The following is a 23,897-nucleotide window of genomic DNA, read 5'->3' as shown; positions in this document are numbered from 1 at the left end:
CCTTTTCAAAGATCGTGTGCGACCTTAAAAAAAAGCCGCCCATGCTGGGCAGCTTTGATCCGTGATGGGCTAATTAATCTTCTTCGATAGAGTTTTGGTACTCTTCTGCATTTTTTAGATTGTCGAGTTCAGAAGCATCAGACATCTTCACTTTCACAATCCAGCCACCTTCATACGGTTCTTCGTTGATGAGTTCTGGGCTATCTTCTAACTCTTCGTTGATTTCAACGATGACACCTGTAATCGGTGCGTAAATATCTGAAGCGGCTTTGACAGATTCAACTAGAGAAAAACTGTCTCCAGCATCAATTTCTGTATCTACTTCAGGTAGGTCAACAAACACGACGTCACCAAGCATCTCTTGCGCATGCTCAGAAATACCGATGGTCACTGTGCCGTCACCGTTGTCGCGCACCCACTCGTGGCTATCTGCAAACTTCAGTGTATTGTCCATTGCTTTATCTCCAAAAAAGTATCGTATTGATTTGAACTTGTGTTTAATTTAAAAAGGCTATTGGTAGAGTGGGAAGCGTTGGCACAGCGCTTTAACTTGTTTGCGCACACGTTGCTCAACATCACTGTTTCCTTCTGGGCTCACAACAAGGCCATCGAGAACATCGCCAATCCACTCACCGATGAGTTTGAATTCTTCACGACCAAAACCACGGCTGGTTCCAGCTGGCGTACCTAAACGAATACCCGAAGTAATCATAGGCTTCTCGGTATCAAATGGGATGCCATTTTTGTTACATGTGATCCCTGCACGCTCTAATGCTTGTTCGGCGATATTCCCCTTCAGCCCTTTAGGGCGAAGATCAACAAGCATGAGATGAGTGTCAGTCCCGCCAGTCACAATGTCACAACCGCGAGTTTGCAATACTTCGGCGAGAACTTTTGCGTTATCGATCACCGAATCAATATAACGATGAAACTCAGGGCCCAGCGCTTCGCCTAGTGCTACCGCTTTGGCCGCAATTACGTGCATTAACGGGCCACCTTGCAGGCCAGGAAAAACCGCCGAGTTAATTTTTTTGCTGATCTCTTCGCTGTTGGTCAAAACCATACCGCCTCGTGGGCCGCGCAAGGTTTTATGTGTGGTGGTCGTGACAACGTGGGCATGCGGCAATGGGCTTGGGTGAGCACCAGTGGCGACTAATCCGGCAATATGCGCCATATCGACCATTAAGAGCGCGCCCACTTCATCAGCAATGGCTCGGAATTTGGCAAAATCAATCACGCGAGGAATGGCAGAGCCGCCCGCAATGATCATTTTTGGTTGATGCTCTAACGCGAGGCTGCGTACATCATCATAATTGATTTCTAAGGTCGTGCTATCGACACCATATTGAATAGCATTAAACCACTTACCAGAGAGGGCAGGCCGAGCGCCATGAGTGAGGTGGCCACCGGCATCCAGAGACATACCTAAAATTGTGTCACCCGGTTGCAGTAAAGCCAGCATCACCGCGCCATTGGCTTGTGCGCCTGAATGTGGCTGCACGTTGGCGTATTGACAATGAAATAGGGATTTTGCACGTTCAATCGCAATGGTTTCGACGGTATCAACGTGTTCGCAACCACCGTAATAGCGACGGCCGGGGTAGCCTTCTGCATATTTATTGGTGAGACAAGTACCTTGCGCTTGCATAACGGCTTTTGAAACAATGTTTTCTGAGGCGATCAGCTCAATTTGTTCATTTTGGCGCACGTATTCGGCTTGAATACCCGCAAAGACAGCGTCATCAGTGGCAGCAAGGTTGGTTGAGAAAAAGCTCTCAAGGCAGTGGTTGGGGTAACTTTTGTTCACGTTGGCATTCATGGTAGATGACCTTCCAATAATCCGACGGATTGGCTAAACATTCCGTCATTCCTTTTTAGTGGCTGCCTTATCGTTAAGCCGTTAGGCGACAACAAAAAAGCAGAGTGTCAGTTATCCTTAAACTGGATTGCAACCCCAACAATACGGGGTGAAAAGCCACTTAAACCTTGTTAAATCCCTAACCGCAATAAGTGGTAAACCGCATCTCTTTATCTAACAAGTCAGTAACATACTCTTTGACTTATAAACAATCAATCAAAAATTTCCTATAGGAAACATGGTTTCTTTTTTTGTAAGCAAGAGCACGCTTTATTTACGTTCAGCCTCTTTAACCTTGCGTTGGCTTTATGCCACAATGATGGCCGAAATCAGGAAGATAACAATCGAGGGAAAGCATGTCTGAAGACATTTATGATGAGTACCCATCGTTGACCTTGGCCAAGGAAACTGGTGAACAAACGATCGAACCGCTTAAGCTTGGGCAACGTATTAAAGAGATCCGCTCTAAGCTTGGGATTACGCTAGAAGAGGCGAGCCAGCGGACAGGATTAGCTCGATCTACATTGAGTAAAATCGAAAACGAACAGATTTCTCCAACCTACCAAGCGATGCAAAAACTCGCTCATGGATTGCAGATAGATATGCCTCAACTATTTGAGCCACCAAAGAAAATTGTGGCAACAGGTCGTAGGGATATTTCTCGTATTGGTCAGGGAAAGCCGCATCCCACCCCAACTTACGAGCATGAATTGCTCGCCACGCAGCTCTCTAATAAGAAAATGATGCCGTTTAAAAGCCGAGTGCGAGCTCGTGCTTTTGAAGAGTACAGTGACTGGGTTCGTCACGATGGTGAGGAGTTTTTGTTGATCCTCACGGGTGAAGTTTTGTTCTATAGCGAATTTTATGAACCGGTTCGATTGGCGGAAGGTGATAGCGTTTATTACGACGCTAATATGGGGCACATGCTGGTCTCTGTCAGCGAAGAGGATGCATTGATTTTGTGGGTTACGGCAAAATGAGTGTGAAACGCGAAGTTTCTTATAGTGACAGCAATCGTTTGCTATTTGTTGGCTTTGCCCTCCGTAGTGTGTTTTTAATCACTTTTAGCTCAGGCGATGCTAAGCATATCGCGACTTTTAATTGTGATTGGGTTGTTAGTTTTGACAATTCATCTTGTTTTGAACTTGTTAATCCGTCCGAACGGGCGCATTCTTGTTCACTATTGGAAACATGGTTTCCTCTTCTTTGGACATAATAGCCAAAATTTGGTGGTGAATTCCCTGCTGGGTCGGCTGAAATGGAGATAAAAATGACTCAAGAACATGCAAATCAAACATTACTCACTACTCCTTTACATGCGCTGCACATCGAAGTTGGAGCGAAAATGGTGCCATTTGCTGGCTATGACATGCCCGTTCAGTACCCATTAGGGGTAAAGAAAGAGCATTTGCATACTCGCGAGGCGGCTGGTTTGTTTGATGTTTCGCATATGGGCCAACTTCGTTTGCATGGAGCCAATGCCGCGCAAGCATTGGAGTCATTGGTTCCGGTCGATATTATTGATTTACCAGCAGGTAAGCAGCGTTACGCCTTTTTCACAAATAAAGAAGGCGGCATTATGGATGATTTAATGGTCGCTAATCTGGGTGATCATCTGTTTGTTGTGGTTAATGCGGCTTGTAAAGCACAAGATATTGCTCATCTACAAGCACATTTGCCACAAGGTGTTGAGCTCGAAGTCATTGACGATCGCGCGCTGTTAGCTCTGCAAGGGACAAAAGCCGCTGAAGTGCTAGCTCGCCTGCAACCGCAAGTGATGACGATGCACTTTATGGATATTCAGCTAATGGACATCGATGGAGCCCAGTGCATTGTCAGCCGAAGTGGTTATACCGGTGAAGATGGTTATGAAATTTCTGTACCAGCAGAGCAGGCCGAAGCATTGGCGCGTAAACTGACCTCTTATGAAGAAGTGGAATGGATTGGTCTGGGCGCGCGCGATTCACTGCGTTTAGAGTGCGGTTTGTGCCTTTACGGGCATGATCTTGATACCACCACAACGCCAGTTGAAGCGAGCTTGTTATGGGCGATAAGCAAAGTGCGTCGTGCTGAAGGTGAGCGTGCGGGTGGTTTCCCGGGTGCAGACATCATTCTTGGGCAGATCGAAAGCAAAGATGTTGCACGTAAACGTGTAGGTTTAGTGGGGTTAACTAAAGCGCCAGTACGTGAAGGCACTGAGCTATTTGATGCCGATGGCCAGCATATAGGCGTAGTGACCAGTGGTACAGCAGGACCGACGGCTGGCAAGCCCGTGTCTATGGCCTATATCCGAGCTGATTTATCAGCGATAGGCACAGAAATTTTTGCTGATGTGCGCGGAAAAATGCTGCCAATGGTGGTTGAGAAAATGCCGTTTGTGGCTCAGCGTTATTATCGCGGCTAAAGCATCATAAAATGTAATAAAAGTGCATTTAAAGATGTTTCATATCGATAACGGATTAAGTACTATCTGGGTTCAAAGTGATAAGGAATGACATGATGAACAAATGGGTAGTACTTTTTTCTTCGCTCGTCGTCTCTGGCAATGTGTTCGCCGTTGATGCTCAGCCCTACATAGTAAACGGTACGGATGCAAGCGTGACGGAGTTTCCTTCTATAGCGAGCTTGTTTTTTGACCAAATTGATTATAACGGTTCGTATGGAAGAGGAAGCTATTGCGGTGCTTCGTTGCTCAATAACCAATACGTATTGACGGCTGCGCACTGTGTTTATGGTAATAGTGCAAATCAGCTTTTCACCTCTGTTGTACCTAAGCTGCAAATTGAAACAAACTTTCCATACAACATATTAGAAAAAGCGCGAGTGGCGGAGATCTATTACCCATCAACTTATAACAACACCACTTTATTGGATGATATTGCGATCCTCAAGCTTGAAACACCTTTGACAATGGTGTCGTCTGCTGACTACTTAACGCGGCCTACCGCAAATTCTGATAGTACTTATCGTTCATCAAGTGAAACCTTTATTGCCGTTGGGCATGGTAATACCTCTTCTAATATTGATACTAAAACGTATCTACAGAAAACTAATTTAACCTATGTGCCTAATGTATATTGCAATTACACTTCCACCACGGACACTAATTTATGTATGGAAGGAGTGATAGGTTCTACGGGGCTTGAAAATGCAACCTGTCAGGGCGATTCTGGGGGGCCGTTATTTTGGCATATTGGCGGTAACTATATCCAAGTTGGTATAACCAGCTTCGGGCCAACTACCAAGTGTGGAGACCCTAATCCGCTAATTGGTTCAACGTCTGTATTTACAGAAATCCTTGACTATTCTACTTGGATTGAGAGTGTTCTGCTTGGTTCTGAACCACCAAAATTTGTCGCAACAGAAACGAAACGCCAAGCTTATTTAAACCCACCTTCTGACAGTGGCGGTTCATTCGGCTGGTGGTCTTTACTGTTGATGTTTATTCCTTTCATTCGTAGACGTTGAACCCTTATTGATTTCGAGCGACCTGTTTAGGTCGCTTTTTTATTGCCTTTTTTGAGCAGGTTCCACTTAGGGCGCTAAACTTGAAAGTGATACACGCGTATCTTTCTAGATGAGTGACGAGGTGATGGATGTACAAATGGATACTGTTCAGTGCGATGCTATCAGCAAATGCTTATGCGGTTGATTTCCAGCCTTACATTGTGAATGGTTCGGATACCAGCAGTGCCACTTACCCTTCTTTTGCTAGCCTTTTATATCAAAGCAGCGCTCAGTATAGTACCAACAGTTTTTGTGGGGCGAGTATTATCAATTCACAGTTTATTTTGACGGCAGCTCATTGTATCTACGGTAAAAAAGATACCATGCTTTACACAGTGGTAGTGCCTCAGTTGGATAATGTGGCCGATTTCCCCTACGGGAATATCCAGATATCGCGCGCGGCGGCTTTTTATTACCCCAGTACTTACATCAATTCGTCTAGCGCACTCTGGCGTGATGACATTGCGATTATCAAGCTCGAAACACCGCTCAATGTGGCGGACTATTCTGCGCTACTCAATACTCAGTTAAATAATGATTACCCTGCTGGCAATAATTACAAAGCGATTGGGCATGGCTACGTGGCGGGTAATGTCCCGAATGCTAATAAGCAGTTGCAAGAAACGACCCTCACTTTTGTTAGTAATGCCGTCTGTAGCGCTTTTTATGGCTCGGCACTGACCTCAAAGCAGATCTGTTTTGATGGTGCGGTAAGCGGTGCATATAAAAACTCCACCTGTTCTGGCGATTCCGGTGGGCCTGTCTATTGGTTTAATGGCTCGCAATACATTCAAATTGGTTTAACCAGCTTTGGGCCTTCACTATGTGGCGATACTAACCAACCGATCACCTCGGTATTTACGGAGCTTTATGATTATCAGAGCTGGATTCAGCGCGTTCTTACAGGGGCAGAGGTGCCTAAATATTATGTTGCCACTCAAAATGGGGTACGTGTTCTGATTGATACTCAAACTGTTGCCGCCCCTCAGGAGGAGAGCGGTGGCAGTTTGAGTATCCTAGGGTTGACTCTACTGCTGTTATTTCGCTTTCGGGCGCATAATAATTTTGGTTCGTCTGTTGTGGTGATTAAAAATTTGCTTGGCTCTCAACGTCATCTCTTGTGCGGTGATTCGGTTTGCCATTTGCTCTATGTTAAACAACGCATCGATGCCGTACCCGTGCAGTGAATAACGTTGAATAAACCAATTCATCTGCTTGGGGTCGTCTTTGAGTGGTTTGAGATCGGCAATCAATTGTTTTGCTGCGGTGAGCGTTTCCTCTTCCGTTATTTCGACGGACAAACCGTCAATCAGCTTATCAATGGCTTGCTCTGCGGTATCGACATCATTGGATGAAATGTCCACGCTAAATAGCCAATCGTTGTGTGGTTCACTATCGGCTGAAACCGAAAAAGCATTGGGAGCGTAATCCAACCCTAGCTGTTCACGCACCTGACTCACCATGCGGCGGTTTGCCACACGCCACAACATATCATCCATAAAGATAGTAGTAGCCGATTTGTGTTCCGGGTCGTTACTGATCACTCTGGCAAGATAGGCACTGCTTTTTTCATCGTTGATCGCCATGTCGATTCGAGGTTGAAAGTCTGCGCGATAATCAATGCGATAATCGACCTCAGGTGCAGAGCTGAAGGTTAATGACGCTACATAGGTACGCAATAGCGGTTTCAGTTCGGCAGGTTTAATGTCTGCGGTAATAAAGAGTTTAAAGCCTCTATTTTTCTTAAAGAGATCATTATGGGTTTGCATCAGTTGTTCAACACTTACCGTATTGATGTCCGATCCTTCGTATAACCAATGAGTGGTGTTCGGCAGATAGCTATTGCGATTAATGGCGAGCGCCATCTGGCCAATGGGTGAGCGAAGAAAAGTATCTCGATTTTGCTTAAACTCTTGTTTTGTTAACTGCAGATGGCTGTCGTCGATGTTGATGGCTGTCATCGCCGTATAAAGGGCCGCAAACGCTTCGGCTAACTCATCTTTAGATGATTCAAGGCTGATACCATGCGACGTAAAGTCGATGTAGGGATTCAATATGATGCCGTGTCTTCTCAGGTGATTATCCAACTGAGAGCCGCTAAAGTTACCAATTCCACCGCGTATGGCACTCGGAATAAGCACTTCAGAAGCTTTACGCAAATCGGGCTCTAAGCTTGTTTTACCACCAAGGCTTGCCAAAGAGGCATACACTTGTTCCCCTGCGTTAGTGTCTCTGCGATACCACACTTCAACACCGTTACTTAGCGTCCAAGTGGTGATATCCATCGGCTCTTGAGGTTGAGATTCCGATAAAATGGCACCTATTTGCGTAGGTGTCACAAAAGCTTGATTGACCTCTTGCAATAGCGGTGGTTGTCCTTTTTGGGCAAACAGGGTTTTGAGTGTTGGCAGTGTCGCGACGACGGATTCTTTGTCTTCACTTTTATCCAGCCCAATATTGATCTGGTAGTTGCTAGACAATAATTTGCGAAGGTGTTTATCGAGCATGGCACTGTTGGTGGTCGAGATAAATTCGGTTAACGTCGACCGTCGGTCTAAATGTGATTGGATCGGTTGATCTAACGTGCGCGCCAGCGTTTTTTCTTCGACTAAATCTATCGCGGTGGCTTTTTGCCAATTGTTATCGAAGTTCGCTAGCATCTCTTGATACTGACGGAAAATCGCCTGAAACTCTTGCTCACTCACACCATGATCACGCAGTGCAGCAAGTGTGGAGAAGAAGAGATTTTGCGATGCTTCTCTTGAGTCCACTGGAAACCCGACCTCTGCAAACGAATAGCGCTGGGTTTCAAACGGGATAGTTTGGGAATAAATCCAAAGTGCCGGAAGGTTGGCATCACTAAAATTGCTGGATAACCGCTGTTGTATCAGTTGCTGGGCGATATCATCGAGCCACCACTGGGCTTGTTGTTCACGGCTGGCTATTTTTTGCTCGCCACGGTCGATGAATAGGCTAATGTTCGGTGAGTCATTGGCACCAATGTAACCCACAAAATCTGTATTATTGGCCGTAATGCTGTGATTTCTAGTCGGCATTGGCGTGCTGCCTTTTTCCCAGCTCGCGAAATGTTTTTCTATCAATGCCGTGGCTTGTTCTAATGTGATATTGCCAGCGATAACGATTTCGGTAAGCTGTGGCTGATACCAAGTGCGGTAAAAATCGGCAATCCCTTCGGGTGTCGCTTGGTTCACGCTTTCTTTGGTGCCCAAGGGATCATGTTGTGCATATAAAGTATTAGCAATCATGTGCTCATAAACGTTTTGAGCGTAGCTCTTCTCCTCTTTACGTGAAAAACGAAACTCGCCCATGATCACGCGTTTTTCATTTTCAACCGATGTGGGAGTAAGCTCTATACCATCGGCAATATCTCTAAACCAGACCAGAGCTGGCTCTACCGCTTGGTTATCGGGTAAATCCAGTTTGTAAACCGTTTCTTGATAAGCAGTATAAGCATTGATGTCAGGGCCAAAACTGACACCTGATTGCTCAAAGGTTTTGATCGCATCATTTCCGGCATAATGAGCGCTGCCATTAAAAGCCATATGCTCAAGAAAATGAGCGTAGCCCTGTTGCTGATTGTTTTCTTGAAATGCGGCTGCGTGAACAATCAAGCGGATGGAAACGGGTTCTTTTTGATTGGGATAAATGTGGTATTTCATGCCATTGGCCAGCTCGGCGCTCGCCCAATAGGGATCTTCTTTGATCGGAGTGAACGCTTGATTTGAAGCACATCCCAACAGAAATAAGCAACTAACGAATAGTAGACGATATATTTTCATAACAACCTCGACATGTATTTGGTGGCAATATACGTCATGAGGTTTGAATTATTTTGGGGAATGTGACTGTCAACTCAGGTTTTGAGAAAGAAGTTTCAATTTTTTCGTAACAATGAATGTTATTAATTACATTGTGTAATTTAAGTGTTAACAGAGTGATGTGGATTGAAACGAGTTTGACCACTATTACTACATTTTGCTCAATCTGGGATTGAATCTTTATACTTTTTATATGCCTATCCTTGGTTTTATACATTTTCTTTAAATCTATCTGATTACTATGAGGTGAGCATAGTTAAATAGGATGCCCATTTAGGGCAATATTGAAATGAAACAACCACAAAAAAGTACCGCTTCGCTTGCGCTATTAGCCGTAGGTATCGTTTATGGCGATATTGGCACTAGCCCGTTATATGCACTAAAAGAGGTGTTTTTTAGTCACCACCCATTACCGATCAATTCATTGAATGTACTTGGCATCCTCTCTTTGGTGTTTTGGGCATTTGTGTTGATCGTCTCGGTGAAATATTTAATGCTCATCACTCGTGCGCATAAACATGGTGAAGGTGGTATTTTAACTTTATCTGCAATTGCTAAAGAGCATTGCCCAGATTCACTAAAGCCTTTGGTGTTATTACTTGGGTTATTAGCCACCGGGTTCTTTTTTGGTGAAGCGGTAATAACGCCGGCTATGTCAGTACTGTCTGCTGTGGAAGGTATCGCGGTGGTGGAGCAAGATTTCGCACCATTCGTTCTACCGATTTCAGTAGGAATTATCGTGATTCTGTTTGCAATTCAAGCATTAGGCACCGAACGTATTGGGCGATTTTTTGCGCCGGTAATGGTTATATGGTTTCTCTCGCTGGGCGTTTTAGGGTTTAACGCTATCATTGAGCAACCACAGGTATTAGTCGCAATCAATCCTTATTACGCGTTTCATTTTATCGCCGAACAGGGGGTAAATACGTTGATCATTCTTGGCGTTGTAGTGCTGTCAGTGACTGGCGTTGAAGCCTTGTATGCCGATATGGGACACATTGGTATTAAGCCAATCCGTCTTGCTTGGTTTATGATTGTGTTACCCAGTTTATTGCTTAACTATTTTGGGCAAGGGGCTTATCTGTTGGTTTCTCAAGGTGTTACAGGTCAAACCTTTTTTGGTTTAGTGCCTAATCTGTGGCTATGGCCTGTGATCATTTTGGCTACCTTAGCGGCCGTGATTGCTTCACAAGCGGTGATTTCAGGGATCTTTTCATTAACTCGTCAAGCAATGAACTATGGTTATCTCCCGCCATTGAAAATTACCCATACGTCAGAGCACTCTCAAGGGCAAATTTATGTTCCAGCAGCCAATGTGTTGCTGTTTGTCGCTGTGCTATTTGTGATGATGCGTTTCCAATCATCGGCTAACTTAGCCGCCGCTTATGGCATCGCCGTAACGGCGATCATGGCAATTTCGTCGTTACTGATAGTGATTGTGGCACGTTATTACTGGCAATGGCCGCGAGCACATGTTTGGTTGCTGGGGACGGTTTTTGTTAGCCTAGATGCCTTTCTCTTTACTTCAACCTCGACCAAATTGAGTGATGGTGGTTGGTTGCCGATTTCGCTAGGTGGTCTTATCTTTGCTGTGATGTCTATTTGGCAGCAGCAGAAGCAGCGTTTACTTGACGTGTCGGGCAGTGATTTGTCGCTTTCTGCCATGGTTGCTTCTCTTGAAGGGGAAACATTTCGTCGTACCCAAGGTAATGCCGTCTACCTTTCGCGTGTCAGCCATCATGTCCCTCGCTCTTTGGTGCATAATTTGAAATACAATAAAACGCTTCATGAGCGTAATATATTGATGACGTTTCAGTATGAATCACAGCCTAAAGTGCATCCTTGTCGCCGAGCAGAGATCGAGCAGTTGTCAGAAACGTTTTGGCAAGTGATCATCCATACGGGCTATCAGGAAGTACCAGATATTGAACAAGTGATGCACTCCTGTTCGCTTAAAGGACTGCATTTACATCCCAATGAGACTATTTTCTTGCTCTCTGCTGAGCGTATTCAGGCGCAGAAAGTGGGCCTATGGCATGACTTCAAAGCGCGGTTATTTATCTTAATGAGCAAACATGCGCTGCGTACGGCAGAGCGGCTTAATATTCCTTCCGATCGTTTGATTGAGATGGGCGTCTATCGAGAAATTTAATGTCTTGATTGCATTGTGTTGCGGTTCAGCGCACCGACTCATTGAGCTTAAAGTAAGATCCATCAACTCACGTAGAAATAAGCCGTTTCTTTATCAAGGAACGGCTTATTTCTTAGCAGGGTTAAGGTGTGTTATTCAACGTTTTTGCCAAGCGCCGCATACAGTGGCCAGTCACCTTGCTTAACCAGTGCCTTGGTGTATTCAGCGCTCTGCGCAAGATCATAATGGTGCTCAATGCATGGAGAATAGGCGACAACCAATGATGGCCCCTTATGTTCCCCAGCCGCTTGTAGCGTTTTGATCGTGTGGTTCATATTGGCCGCTAAAGCGATTCTTGCCACATAGATACCGGGCAGGTTTTGGTAAAGAGCAACCAAATCTTTGGCGGGATTTGGGTTGGGTAAACTACACAGTTTGGCTGTTTTTCCTTGTGGGGTTGATTTGGATTTTTGCCCACCAGTGTTGGCATAGCATTGAGTATCGAGTACTAAGATATTGATGTTTTCACCGCTGCGTAACACATGGTCAAGGCCGCCAAAACCGATGTCATAAGCCCAGCCATCGCCACCTATCAGCCATACCTGTTTTTCAATCAAATAATCAAGTAATAGCTTTAATTCGGCATGCTGAGTGTCTGACGTTAAGCTTGATTTTATCTTGCTCAGTTGTTGTCGACGCTCATCAATGTCAGTGAGTAACTCATTGCTGCCGTGAAGGGAGTGTTGAGCAAAGGCCGTTTGTGCTCGCGCCCCTAAGGCTTTGACGGCTAATCGCATTCCCAGCCCAAATTCCGCGTTATCTTCAAATAGGCTATTTGCCCATGCAGGTCCTCTTCCTTGAGCATCTTGGCTGTAGGGTGTTGTGGGCAAATTGCCACCAAAAATGGAAGAGCATCCGGTGGCATTAGCAATATAAAGTCGGTCACCAAATAACTGGGTCAAAATCCGAATATAAGGTGTTTCACCACACCCAGCGCAAGCATTAGGGTATTCGAAATAAGGCTCAACATGCTGGATGGTTTTGACATCAATACGGCTCTGTTGGTGGATGTTTTGTATTGGCAGCGTATTAAACTGGGCAAACTGCTGCTGTTCTTGTTCATAACAAAGCGGCTTACTGATCATAGTCAGCGCTTTCTGCTCAGGGTCGCGCTTGTCTTTGGCTGGGCAAACTTGCGCGCAGAGTTGGCAGCCAGTGCAGTCATCGGGCGATACTTGCAATGTGTATTGCGCATCTTGTTGATGACGAGAGCGATAAGGCATGGTTTTAAGCGCGGTCGATGTTTGATGTGCTTCGTTGGGTTCGAACACCCGAGCACGAATTGCTGAGTGCGGACATATCGATACACAGTAACCGCACTGAGTGCAGAGATCCGGATCCCAAACTGGTAATTGTTCGGAGATATCTCGTTTCTCTAAAGAAGAAGTATTGGTTGGCCAAATCCCGTCAGCAGGGTAGGCAGAGACAGGTAAATCTCCTCCTTTCCCAGCGAGTAACCGTTCCACCAAAGAAGCGGGTTGGCTGCGCTCTTTGATCGCAAATGATGTTTGCGAGGTTTGTGCGGTGATGGTGAAAGGTGAGTCGTTTATCTCGTGCGCTGCTGCCTCAATGCACGCGAGGTTACGCTCGATAAGTGCGTCAGGTTTTCCTTGTAATTGCGTTTTGCACATTGCTTGCAGAACCAGCAAAGTTGCACGCTGTTGAGAAGGTTCTTGGCTTGGGCTGAGCAGTAAAGTCGCCGCTACTTGCATAGCGACGCTGGCTTTGTTTTTGAGTTGATGCTGAGCGCTTAACTTATCGGCATCGATCGTCACCACTTTGATCTGTTTAGCTTGAATAGTCGATTGCAATGCAAATGGCAGAGAATCCCACAGTGCTTGCCCTGTAAGCGATGTGTTGATCAATAGTAGCGCGCGCTGACAAAATCGCTGCGTGATATCGATGTCTTTCAGTAGGCCTAATTGACTGAGCGAAATTAATCTGGCTTGTCGGATCGGGTACGGAGTTTGGATCGGTTGTTCGGAGAGTCGCAAGTGCGTCGTCGTAAGATTGCGTGATTTTTTCGAGTCGTACTCGAACTGAGCATTCACATACCAGTGGTTTTGCTTGCCAAGAGCTTTGAGCACGTTTTTTCCTGCCGAGATGCTACCATCACCACCGTAGCCGTACATCAACACCGTTTGCAGCGCTTCTTCTCGTTCAGGCTGTGAGGTAACGGGTAGGCTAAGATGAGTGACGTCATCATCGATTCCTACCACGAATTCTCTTTTCCAGCCGTGCTCATTTCGCATCATAGCGAAAATGTGCTGCGCATCTTCTGGAAAGAAAGCTTTTCCCGATAAACCATAACGGCCTCGGAATAACTCAATGGGTCGACCACTTTGGTAAATGGCATCAAGCACATCCAGATACAGCGGTTCACCGCTACTTCCGGGTTCTTTAGTGCGGTCCAACACACTGATCTGCTGTACCGATTCAGGCAAGGCGTTGAGTAATGCTTGAGTAGGAAAAGGGCGATAGAGATGAACGGTGACAACACCGACGCTCTCATCTGGCTTGCTTTGAACGTATTGGTTGAGTGTTTCACTGACCGAGCCAAGAGCGATGATTACTCGTGTAGCTTGTGGATGGCCACAGTACTCTACTAAGTGATAGGCACGTCCAGTGAGCTGCGCAAACTCATCCATACAGGTTTGGACAACATCGGGTGCATGCTGTTGATAGCGGTTTTGCGCTTCGCGGCATTGAAAATAAGTATCTGGACCTGCCGTTGCTCCGCGTAAGGTTGGGCGATCGGGCGTTAAGGCGCGCTGACGAAATTCAAGTAATGCGCGATGGGGAAAAAGTTGCGCTACCTGCTCGGTGGTGAGCATGTCTATATTAGTTAAGGTATGAGAGGTGATAAATCCATCAAAAAAATGGACAAACGGTAACTGACTGCGCAGTGAAGCCATGGTCGATATCAACGCCATGTCTTGTGCTTGCTGACCGTTGCTTGCGCATAACATGGCAACGCCCGTTTGCCGAATCGACATCACATCTGAGTGATCGCAAAAAATCGATAAGGCATGGGTTGCGACACTGCGTGCGGCGACATGGATCACGCACGGAGTCAGCTCTCCCACCAATTTATATAAAGTGGGGATCATCAATAATAATCCTTGCGAAGAAGTAAACGTCGTGGCTAATGCACCGCTCATGGCGCTGCCATGCACAACCGCAATGGTTCCCGCTTCAGATTGCATCTCAATTACCTCGGGTGTCTCCCCTAAGATATTGAGCTGATGTTTTGCCGACCATGCTTCACAGCACTCGGCCATGGTGGTACTTGGCGTTATCGGGTATACGGCAATCACTTCACTTAATTGATAGGCTATATTTGCTACCGCAGTATTAGCATCAGTAATCCAATTCATTACTCTGGAAACCTCTTGTGTTTATCGCAATCGTTGCGACTTACGTCTGAAGATGTATGATTCCGTCACTAAGGTGACAAAATCACGAGAAACAAAGATGGTTAAGACGCTAAACATGGCGCGAGTAAACGAGACACAACGGGTCATCTTATTGATATGCCTGTATGTGTTGGTTACTACGGTGGGCGTGATTTACCGAAAAAATATCTTAGAAACAGACATGGCAATGCTGTTTTTATTGCTCAACATTGTTAGTGCTTCACTACTTCGTCCACGCAATGCATACCTCATGACCATTATGGGCGTCATAGTGTATTACTACTTCTTATTGCCGGATTACAGTTCGTTCCGTTTTAAGAATGCACAGCATGTGATTACTTTTTCGGTGATGGTGTTCAGTGGGATGTTCGCGATCAATATAACACAGTCACAGAGAAAGCAAATACAGAAAAATAAGCACCTCCAGATGCGCCATAAGACCTATTATCAGCTTGCTTGCCACTTGTCGGCACTGCGAACCAGTGAGCAAATTGCGCAGGCGACCGTGCAATTTCTTAATAAAGAGCTGAGCTTGCCGAGCGCGATTTTATCTGCTCACCCTCACTGGCATCTGCTTGCAAAAAACGATTCGTTTCCGTATGTCCAGCTAGAAGAATTTGATGGCCGTCATGTACCTGCGACCACCACCATTCACTGGCTTAAAGATCGAGAGACAGTATTGGGCGTATTAGCGGTTGAAAAAGATCAACAGGCCAAAGTTACCCCGTGGGTCATTTCATTACTCAGTTTGTCACTGGCACGTTCGCAAGCTAACCAAGCGCTTGCGGAAGTGGAAACGGCTAATCAATTAGAAACCATGCGTAGCACGTTATTAGCATCAGTATCTCATGATTTGAAAACACCATTAGGGACGATCATTGGCGTGGCAACGACGTTGACCGATGCGGGGTTGAAGCTGGATCAAGAGGTGCAAGATGAGCTATTGAAATCGATCGCTGAGCAAGGTGAACGGCTCAATCGTAGTTTAACAAAACTGCTTGATATCACGCGTTACACTAGCGCGGCCCTCGTACCTAAGTTGGATTGGGTCGAACCTGAAGAAGTGCTTGGCAGTGCACTGAGCCGTTTATCTCGACGATTGCGTTACCATCATGTGAATTTAAAAAGTGAACCAATGTTGGTTGAACTCGATAGTTTATTGATTGAACAGGTTATCTCTAACCTGATTGAAAATTCAGCCAAATATACACCTAAAGGAAGTGAGATAGAGATCCAGATAGAATACCGCGATGAGGCGTTTATTTTAACAGTAGCGGACAATGGCCCCGGTATTCCTGAGCAAGAATTAACCCGAATTTTTGAGCGTTTTTATCGACTCAACCATACCCAAGTCGATGGCACAGGGCTTGGCTTAGCGATATGCCAAGTGATCGTCACCGCACATCACGGTACGATAGTTGCTCGCAACCGTGAAAGCCAAGGTGTTAGTTTTACCGTGGCGATACCATGCCGACTTTACGATTTAAAGGGACTGTATGAACAGTGAAATTAAAATCTTGATCATTGAAGATGAAGCACCGATTCAACGTTTTCTCAACGTGTTGATCAGCGGTTATCAGTATCAAGTCAAAACGGCTGGAACAGCAGAGCAAGGGATAGCCTTAGTCGCAAACTGGAATCCGCATCTGATTTTATTGGATTTAGGCTTACCAGATATGGAAGGTATTGCACTCACCAAAGAGCTTCGGGGTTGGACGCAGACGCCAATCATTGTCATCTCGGCCCGTGATAAGGAATCAGATAAGGTTCAAGCACTTGATGCGGGAGCCAACGATTACTTGATTAAACCATTTGGTAGTGAAGAACTGCTAGCGCGAATACGTGTCGCGTTACGCCAACTGAGCCAACCTCAGCCTCAAGAGTCGGTTTGCTACCAATTCGGCCAGATCGTTGTCGACTTGGCATTTAAGCAAGTGACTAAAAGTGGTGAACCGTTAAAACTGACCAAAACCGAGTACAATATTTTAAAACTTTTGGTGAGAAATATGGGCAAGGTTTTGACTCATAAGCAAATTTTAAAAGAAGTGTGGGGCAGTAACTACATTGAACATCATCATTATGTTCGTATTCATGTTGCCCAGTTGCGTCATAAAGTGGAAGAAAATCCAGCCCAACCTAAACATATTATTACAGAAACAGGGGTAGGATACCGGTTGGTAGAAGGCGAATCAGACCCGTTTGCGGTTTAGGCTACTTTATAAAATCTTTATATCGAGCCTTGCTATCCATACAGCATCTATACGAAGCGCTTGTTAGACTCAATATCGGTTAAGTACTCAGGCAGAGCCAGCGTGAAATGTTAGTGGGATGTTTTGCGAGATATTGGATTAGTGAGCACGTAACAAATACACACATCTTTAGCCGTTTTGTAAGGAGCGCAAGCTTTTTACATTTATAATTAATTATTCTGTTTTAGGGCTCTTTTGAGCCCTTTTTTTATCTATTGTCAGCGAGGCTCGCTGCTATGCTCATTCGATTACGAACGCCACGGCCATTTGAACCGTGGCGTAAGGCCGCTATAATTGGCTTTCTTCACTGATACGAGGGGCTTTTTGCAGTGAACGTTTACGCATTAACCAACCCACCAGTACCGTTGAGATAGCGATCAACAGTGTCATCAGTGGTGCTAATATCAACGCATGATTGGCTATTTTGGCAAGCTTGTCGGGCAAAAGAGAAATACCTAAGCCTGAGCCGACCAAAAACAGAATCCACGCCAGCGCGCTCAGTGGTGAGACGAGCAGGAAGCGTGTTGGTGTTACTGCATTACGCAGCCCCATTACCATAGGCAGCAAAGAACGAACTACCGGCAGAAAGCGCCCCATGAACATGGCCAGTAGCCCATACCTTTGGATCAAGTTATCGGTAGTGCGCCACTGTTTTTCTGAGACTTTGTTGAGCCAAGTTGAGACTAATCGCCACTCTTTAAGCTGGTGACCTTGATAAAAGGCGATCGCACTGCCCAGCCAACCAGCAAAAACCAGCACGCCAATAATGGCATACAGGTTGAGTACCCCAACGGCCGCAAGGCTACCACACAGTACAATCACACTATCGCAAGGCAGCGGCGCTGCTGGAATAAATGCACTTTCAACGAAGATAAGTAACCCAATGCAGAGGTAAAGTAACGACAGATCGACCTGTTGTAGCGCAAACAGATCTTGATGCCATAAGGCAGAGAAAATAGACAAAAAAGTATTCATAACAAGCTTCCTCAATCAGTAAATAGTAATAATTGGTCCGATTGAAAAAGGTGTTAAGCGTGGGCGAAGCGTGAATACAGGTTGGAAAATTGCAGTGCTTTACGCACAAAAACGTGAGTTGATTGACCTATATACAGAGAACAAATGACGACAAACGCAGTGGTACTGAGAGTGTAAAAAAGTAGGGTAGTTTCTGCGCTCGTCTCTTCGTCGTCATCTGAGATTAACCGAAGCCCACTGACTCGTGGCGACTCATGCCTTGTGGTTAATATCGCTGCATCACGATCAACAAAAAATGGATGACTGGAAAAATGAACATGCTGGATTGTCGTAGACTCACTCGCCGAAAAGCTTTGTGTAGCATTGAGGTTGAGCGAGGAGAACAGGCTCAATAAGCTAAACAAGAAGGCAAACATCAATGACTGGATCATAACTATCGCGAGGCTACTTAAACTGAGGGTGAGTATGCGGCGTGTCAGCGGTGCGTGTAAAGGAATTTTAGCCCTGGAAAAGCGTGAAAAAGTGAGCAGCGCTGCTGCTCACTCATGATAGTTAAATATTAATGATGCAAATTATATTGCTGCCGCGGTTGAGCTCTCGCTCGCTTTTGCGCGGTTTTTAAGGAAGGCGTAACCAAAGCCAGTCACCGCCGTACCAGCCGCAATCGCGATTAGGTACATCAGTACAGGTGTAATCGCATTTGGGATCAGTAGGACAAATAAGCCGCCGTGCGGAGCCATTAATTTCGCGCCAAACAGCATAGACAGTGCACCCGTTAACGCGCCGCCTGCCATACAAGCTGGGATAACGCGCATTGGATCTTTCGCTGCAAATGGAATTGCCCCTTCAGAGATAAAGCATAAACCTAGTACAAATGAGGCTTTACCCGCTTCACGTTCACCGGCTTCGAATTTGTCTCTGGCAAGGAAAGTCGCAAGGCCCATACCTAACGCTGGCACCATACCCGCAGCCATAATAGCGGCCATTGGTGCGTAAGTTTGCGAAGCAAGTAGACCAACACCAAAGGTATACGCTGCTTTATTAATCGGCCCACCTAAGTCAAAGCACATCATCGCGCCTAGGATTACACCCAGAAGTACGGCGTTGGCTGAGCCCATGTTGTTTAAGAACTCAGTCATTGCAGCCATGATGCTCGATACAGGGCCACCGACGATGTAGATCATCACCAAGCCAGTAAAGAGACTCGCCACAAATGGAATGATGAGGATTGGTTTTAGCGCTTCCATCGATTGAGGTAAGGAGACTTTATCTGCAATGAATTTAGCGGCGTAACCTGCAATGAAACCGGCCACAATACCGCCAAGAAAACCGGCTCCGGTAGAGCTTGCCAACATCCCGCCAATCAAACCAGGAGCAAGCCCCGGACGGTCAGCAATCGAGAACGCAATAAAACCCGCCATGACAGGGATCATTAATGCAAAGGCTGAACCGCCACCAATGGTCATCAGCGCTGCCGCCAATGTGCCTTGCTCTTTAAACGCTTCAATACCAAACACAAAGGAGAGTGCGATGATCAAACCACCCGCGACTACGACAGGAAGCATGTGAGATACCCCAGTCATCAGGTGCTTGTACACCCCTTTTTTCTCTTCGGTTTGATTATTATTAGACGCTGACGATTGCGTATAAATAGACGCTTGGTTAAACGCGTTGGTGATCTCTTGCTCGGTTTTTTTCAGTGCAAGGCCAGTACTGGTTTTGTACAGTTTTTTGCCGTTGAAACGATCGAGTGGCACTTCGATATCGGCCGCAATGATCACTAAATCCGCATCAGCAATCTCTTGCGCCGTGAGTTGGTTTTTCGCGCCCACAGAACCACGTGTTTCTACTTTGATCTGGTGGCCAAGGCGTTTTGCATGGTTTTCTAGCGCTTCTGCCGCCATAAAGGTGTGTGCAACACCCGTTGGACAAGCGGTGATAGCCACGATTTTTTTAGCGGCTTGCGTTACGACTGGCGCAGACACCGTTTTTGCCTCTTGCTCAGTTAGGATAGTCGCTGCATTTATCGCGCTGTTTAAAAAAGCAACGGGATCAGACGTGCAGGCTGAAATGTCACTTTGGTACACTTTTTTGCCGATAAAGCGGGTGGTATCTATTGGTGTATTACGAGCAATAACCACCACATCTGCGTTGTCGATTTCACTGCTAGAGAGCGTATGGCCTTGAATGATGCTGGAATGACATTCAACCACAGCGGTCCAATTGAGCGATTTTGCCGCTTGTTCAAGCAGCCCGGCAGCAATGATGCTGTTTGCAACGCCACTGGGGCATGCGGTAATAATAGCAATCTTCATAGTTACGACCTTCTGTCCTTATGAGTTAGCGCTTAAGCTAACGGGTTGTAATTGGATTTGTTGTTGTAGGGTTTCGAGTTGTTTTCGGTTTGACATACCCACGCCGACTTGCGTAACAGCTAACGCAGAGAGGGCGGTGGCAAAAGTAAGCAGTTCTGTTTTTTCCATCTGCTGCATGTGTCCCCAGCAAAGGCCCGCGACTAAAGTATCGCCTGCGCCAACAGTGCTAACGACCTGCATACGTGGTGGTTTTGCATGCAGCCATTGATGTTGGTTCAACCACATCACGCCATTTGCTCCCATCGACACCACGATATTTTCAATGCCTTTTTCGGCCAGTTGCGCGGCGGCAGCTTGGCATTGCTCAGGAGTGTGTAGTTCACGCCCCACAAACTGAGAAAGCTCTTCATCGTTTGGTTTAATCAACCAAGGCTTTGCGTCAAGACCCGCTTTGAGGGCATCACGACTGCTATCAAACAGCACTTTTTTACCCATGGAGTGCAGTTTTTCGATCCACGAAGCACATAATGCTGGGGAGATGCCCTGTGGCAAGCTGCCAGCGAGCACAAAATAGTCGTGATCAGCGGCTAATCTCTCGAGAGTGCGTTCAAACTGCTCAATGGCAAGCGGCGTCACTTCAACTCCGGGGAAATTGATGTCGCTCACTTCACCCGATTGCTCCACCAATTTCACGTTAATACGGGTTGCACCATCAACACGAACAAACTCATCAATTGCGGCCATCTGATCAAATAGCTGACAGAACAACTCTTGGTTATCACGGCCAAGAAAGCCGGTCACAGTCACCTTTGCACCGAGATCGCTCAGTACTTTCGCAACATTAACCCCTTTACCTGCGGCGTGAAGTGAACCTTGTTTGACTAGGCTCACTGAGCCAACATTCAGCACATCCAAGCTACCTGTTAAATCAAGCGCTGGGTTTAGCGTGATAGTGACGACTTTATTTGTCATGGCTTAATCCTCACCCTTCACCTAGACCAGAAGCAATCGCTTTACCGATCGATTCTAATGCTTGCTCGGCGTCTGCCCCCTCAGCTGAAAACTGAAGCTGGTGGCCATGTTTTACGCCCAGCGCAATGACTTTCATCAGGCTTTTCGCGTTGGCTGTTTTTCCGTCGCCATCTAAGTTAGACACTTTGATATTGGCTTCAAATTTCTTCGCTTCGGCCACCAACATCGCTCCTGGACGAGCGTGCAGACCATGTGCGTTTTTGATTTTGAATACCGCGACCTTGCTTGCTGCGCTCTCATCATTTGCTGGAGTTTGCTCATTGTCATTGCTGAAGAAAGCCAATAATTGGGCAGCATTCGCATTGAGCAAGGTTTCTTGTTGTTGCTGAAGCACAAGCTGCGTGAGCTTATCCAGAATGTTTTGGTGAGCATTATTACAAGCGGCAATTGCGATCAAGGCTTTGACGTTGAGTTGATTGTATTCACACGCATTGGCGGTTGACACAAACGAAATGCCCGTGCGTTTGACCGCTTTGTCACTGCTGATTAACCACAATCCCTTGCCTAAGTGGGTTGGCTCTTTCGTGACCAGTTCGGCAACAAATTCATTGTCGGCACAGCCGGTATTGCGTAGCAAACCGCCAGCGACGGCGCTCATCTGTACCATATCACTGGCAGGGAAAAGCAGTTGGATCAACGAAGCATCAAAATCAGGCTCAAATTGCACTTCGCCATTGAGGAGTGCAATGACATCATTGGCACTGGACGCTTGTTTCAGTTTCTCTTCAACGCCATCGGCGGACAACACTTGCGTCAGTTGTTTCAGAATGCCCAAATGTTCATCGGATTTCGCGGCAATACCAATCGCGACATAAACCGTTGCGTCGTTACCCCAGTCAACGCCGTTAGGGAAGTGATGAACGGCAACACCCGTTTGCTTAACCAGTTGACGTGTATCGGTTGTACCGTGTGGGATCGCGATACCATTACCAAGAAAGGTCGAATTCTGAGCTTCACGGTTAAACATGCCATCGACATAACCTGCTTCGACGAACCCTTTGTTGGTTAGATCCGCTGCGATAGCTCGAATCGCCTCTTGCTTGTTCGTGGGTGATTGGCCCAAAGTAATATTGTTGGAATTGAGTTGCAGCATTTTGGCCTCTTTGCCTTACGGCATAATTCGTTATCACTTTGAAGTATAGATTTCACCTAAGTGATAGTTTATTAATATGATTGATTCAAGCTGAATCGTTTCAGCTTTTTTCCCAAAAAAATTCAGCAAACCTATTTTTGACGAAAAATGGCGCTGTTCAATTTACTCGCACTGCTCATTTTTTATAACACTCACATTTGGTGATCTTTACATCGATGAAGTGATGGTCAAATGTAGCCTTAGTTATCATTTTGTAATTTTGCTGAATCCTTTCAGCTTTTATACTGAATCGATTCAGCGTATAATTCAACTTCATCAAGGATCAAAAAATGAGTTCTATGATCCGACGCACAGAACAAGAGTGGTTGATATGACACTAGATGAGATAGCGAAGTTAGCGGGAGTCTCTAAAACCACCGCCAGTTATGTAATCAATGGCAAAGCGCAGAAGTACCGCATTAGTGAAAAAACCCAGCAGAAAGTGATGGCCGTGGTGGATGCTCATAATTACCGTCCCGATCACGCCGCTTCTGCTTTGCGAGCAGGAAATAGCCGCTCTTTTGGGCTCATCATCCCTGATCTTGAGAACACCAGTTACGCGCGTCTTGCTAAATTGTTAGAACAGAACTCTCGCCAAGCGGGTTACCAAATTCTCATCGCCTGTTCGGACGATGACCCGCATACCGAGATGTCGGTGGTGGATGCCTTGGTCTCACGCCGCATCGATGCGCTATTTGTCGCCAGCGCGATTCCTCACGCCAGTGAGTTTTATCTCAAGTTGCAACATTCAGGCACTCCGGTTATTGCGATTGACCGCCCGTTAGATGATGAATTTTTCGCCTGTGTGATCAGTGAAGATTTCAACGCCGCGTTTGAATTGACTCACTCTCTATTAACGCCGGAGATTAAAACCGTTGGTTTGGTCGGTGCATTACCAGAGCTTAATATTTCGCAAGAGCGCCAGTTGGGTTTTGAAGCCGCGTTAAGAGCGAAAACTGTGCACAGTGTTATCGGTTATGGCGCGCACTTTAATCGAGAAGAGGGCAAACGAGTGGTGAATGAATGGATCGCCAACAACAGCATGCCAGATGCGATCGTCGCGACTTCCTACACCCTGCTTGAAGGGATTTTAGATGTATTGTTTGAAAACCCAAGCTTGATGAATCGTGTGAAGTTATCGACATTTGGTGATAATCGTTTACTTGATTTCTTGCCGATTAAAATCAACTCGTTGCCGCAGCAGTTTGAATTGATTGCCGACAGCGCACTCGCGTTAGCACTCAACGCTTCGGCAAAACGTTATCAAGCTGGGATCGAATTGGTGCCTCGTAAACTGAAAGTTCGTATCTATTGATGGTCACTTTTTAGCTTAATTTTTATAAAGTCATCAAGAAAATTCACGTAACCTAAGCTCTGTTTTTC

General features: G+C 46.0%; 16 protein-coding genes and 1 pseudogene. 8 read left to right on the top strand and 9 right to left on the bottom strand.

Annotated features, from left to right (window positions below):
• Positions 1-73 precede the first annotated feature (73 nt).
• Both gcvH and NB504_RS09100 read right to left on the bottom strand, forming a co-directional pair.
• Positions 74-454, bottom strand: coding sequence for a glycine cleavage system protein GcvH (gene gcvH, locus NB504_RS09105; RefSeq protein WP_013868476.1), 381 nt, complete (start codon positions 452-454; stop codon positions 74-76).
• A 57-nt stretch (positions 455-511) separates the two neighbouring features.
• Positions 512-1,819 (bottom strand): serine hydroxymethyltransferase, encoded by a 1,308-nt coding sequence (locus NB504_RS09100; RefSeq protein WP_017043957.1) that lies wholly within the window; start codon positions 1,817-1,819, stop codon positions 512-514.
• Positions 1,820-2,214: 395 nt separating this feature from the next.
• Between NB504_RS09100 and NB504_RS09095 the strand changes: the two genes are divergently transcribed.
• The 4 genes from NB504_RS09095 (at position 2,215) to NB504_RS09080 (ending at position 6,552) form a co-directional block, all read left to right on the top strand.
• Positions 2,215-2,838 (top strand): helix-turn-helix domain-containing protein, encoded by a 624-nt coding sequence (locus tag NB504_RS09095; RefSeq protein WP_010320321.1) that lies wholly within the window; start codon positions 2,215-2,217, stop codon positions 2,836-2,838.
• Positions 2,839-3,128: 290 nt separating this feature from the next.
• Complete coding sequence (gene gcvT / locus NB504_RS09090) at positions 3,129-4,262, top strand: glycine cleavage system aminomethyltransferase GcvT (RefSeq protein ID WP_258428693.1); 1,134 nt, start codon at positions 3,129-3,131, stop codon at positions 4,260-4,262.
• 77 nt (positions 4,263-4,339) lie between these two features.
• Positions 4,340-5,326: a trypsin-like serine protease gene (locus tag NB504_RS09085; protein WP_258428692.1), complete on the top strand. Its 987-nt coding sequence runs from the start codon at positions 4,340-4,342 to the stop codon at positions 5,324-5,326.
• Between the two features lie 128 nt (positions 5,327-5,454).
• Positions 5,455-6,552, top strand: a complete 1,098-nt coding sequence (locus tag NB504_RS09080) for a trypsin-like serine protease (protein ID WP_258428691.1) — start codon at positions 5,455-5,457, stop codon at positions 6,550-6,552.
• 75 nt (positions 6,553-6,627) lie between these two features.
• Here the strand turns inward: NB504_RS09080 and NB504_RS09075 are convergent.
• Positions 6,628-9,045 (bottom strand): annotated as a pseudogene (locus tag NB504_RS09075) (M16 family metallopeptidase); the annotation flags it as partial.
• A 448-nt stretch (positions 9,046-9,493) separates the two neighbouring features.
• Here NB504_RS09075 and NB504_RS09070 point away from each other — a divergent pair.
• A complete protein-coding gene (locus NB504_RS09070; RefSeq protein ID WP_258428690.1) occupies positions 9,494-11,356 on the top strand; it encodes a potassium transporter Kup in 1,863 nt (620 codons plus the stop codon).
• A gap of 131 nt (positions 11,357-11,487) precedes the next feature.
• Here the strand turns inward: NB504_RS09070 and nifJ are convergent, their stop codons facing one another.
• Positions 11,488-14,772, bottom strand: coding sequence for a pyruvate:ferredoxin (flavodoxin) oxidoreductase (gene nifJ, locus NB504_RS09065; protein ID WP_258428689.1), 3,285 nt, complete (start codon positions 14,770-14,772; stop codon positions 11,488-11,490).
• A gap of 115 nt (positions 14,773-14,887) precedes the next feature.
• Between nifJ and NB504_RS09060 the strand changes: the two genes are divergently transcribed.
• Positions 14,888-16,318: an ATP-binding protein gene (locus NB504_RS09060; protein ID WP_258428701.1), complete on the top strand. Its 1,431-nt coding sequence runs from the start codon at positions 14,888-14,890 to the stop codon at positions 16,316-16,318.
• Complete coding sequence (locus NB504_RS09055) at positions 16,308-17,021, top strand: response regulator (RefSeq protein WP_258428688.1); 714 nt, start codon at positions 16,308-16,310, stop codon at positions 17,019-17,021. The genes NB504_RS09060 and NB504_RS09055 overlap by 11 nt, the downstream gene beginning before the upstream one ends.
• A 327-nt stretch (positions 17,022-17,348) precedes the next feature.
• On the opposite strand, the gene NB504_RS09050 is transcribed toward NB504_RS09055, so the two are convergent.
• From NB504_RS09050 to fruB, 5 genes are all read right to left on the bottom strand, one after another.
• Entirely contained in the window at positions 17,349-18,035 is a 687-nt protein-coding gene (locus tag NB504_RS09050) for a DedA family protein (protein ID WP_026027215.1), read from the bottom strand.
• A 53-nt stretch (positions 18,036-18,088) separates the two neighbouring features.
• Positions 18,089-18,466 carry a hypothetical protein gene (locus tag NB504_RS09045; RefSeq protein ID WP_234912201.1) on the bottom strand — a complete coding sequence of 126 codons (378 nt, stop codon included), beginning with the start codon at positions 18,464-18,466 and terminating at the stop codon, positions 18,089-18,091.
• Between the two features lie 141 nt (positions 18,467-18,607).
• Positions 18,608-20,350, bottom strand: a complete 1,743-nt coding sequence (gene fruA, locus NB504_RS09040; RefSeq protein WP_094163156.1) for a PTS fructose transporter subunit IIBC — start codon at positions 20,348-20,350, stop codon at positions 18,608-18,610.
• Between the two features lie 18 nt (positions 20,351-20,368).
• On the bottom strand, positions 20,369-21,322 hold the full coding sequence (gene pfkB, locus NB504_RS09035) for a 1-phosphofructokinase (protein ID WP_013868484.1): 954 nt from the start codon (positions 21,320-21,322) through the stop codon (positions 20,369-20,371).
• Positions 21,323-21,332: 10 nt separating this feature from the next.
• Positions 21,333-22,475: a fused PTS fructose transporter subunit IIA/HPr protein gene (gene fruB / locus NB504_RS09030; protein WP_258428687.1), complete on the bottom strand. Its 1,143-nt coding sequence runs from the start codon at positions 22,473-22,475 to the stop codon at positions 21,333-21,335.
• A gap of 223 nt (positions 22,476-22,698) precedes the next feature.
• On the opposite strand from fruB, the gene cra reads away from it, so the two are divergent.
• On the top strand, positions 22,699-23,829 hold the full coding sequence (gene cra / locus NB504_RS09025) for a catabolite repressor/activator (RefSeq protein ID WP_170900860.1): 1,131 nt from the start codon (positions 22,699-22,701) through the stop codon (positions 23,827-23,829).
• The last annotated feature ends 68 nt before the right edge of the window (positions 23,830-23,897 follow it).

The sequence above is a fragment of the Vibrio sp. RM-69-4 genome (genome assembly GCF_024743775.1).
GTDB lineage: Bacteria > Pseudomonadota > Gammaproteobacteria > Enterobacterales > Vibrionaceae > Vibrio > Vibrio anguillarum.
The sequence above is the reverse complement of the archived record's forward strand: the minus strand, read 5'-3'. Positions and strand labels throughout refer to the sequence as shown.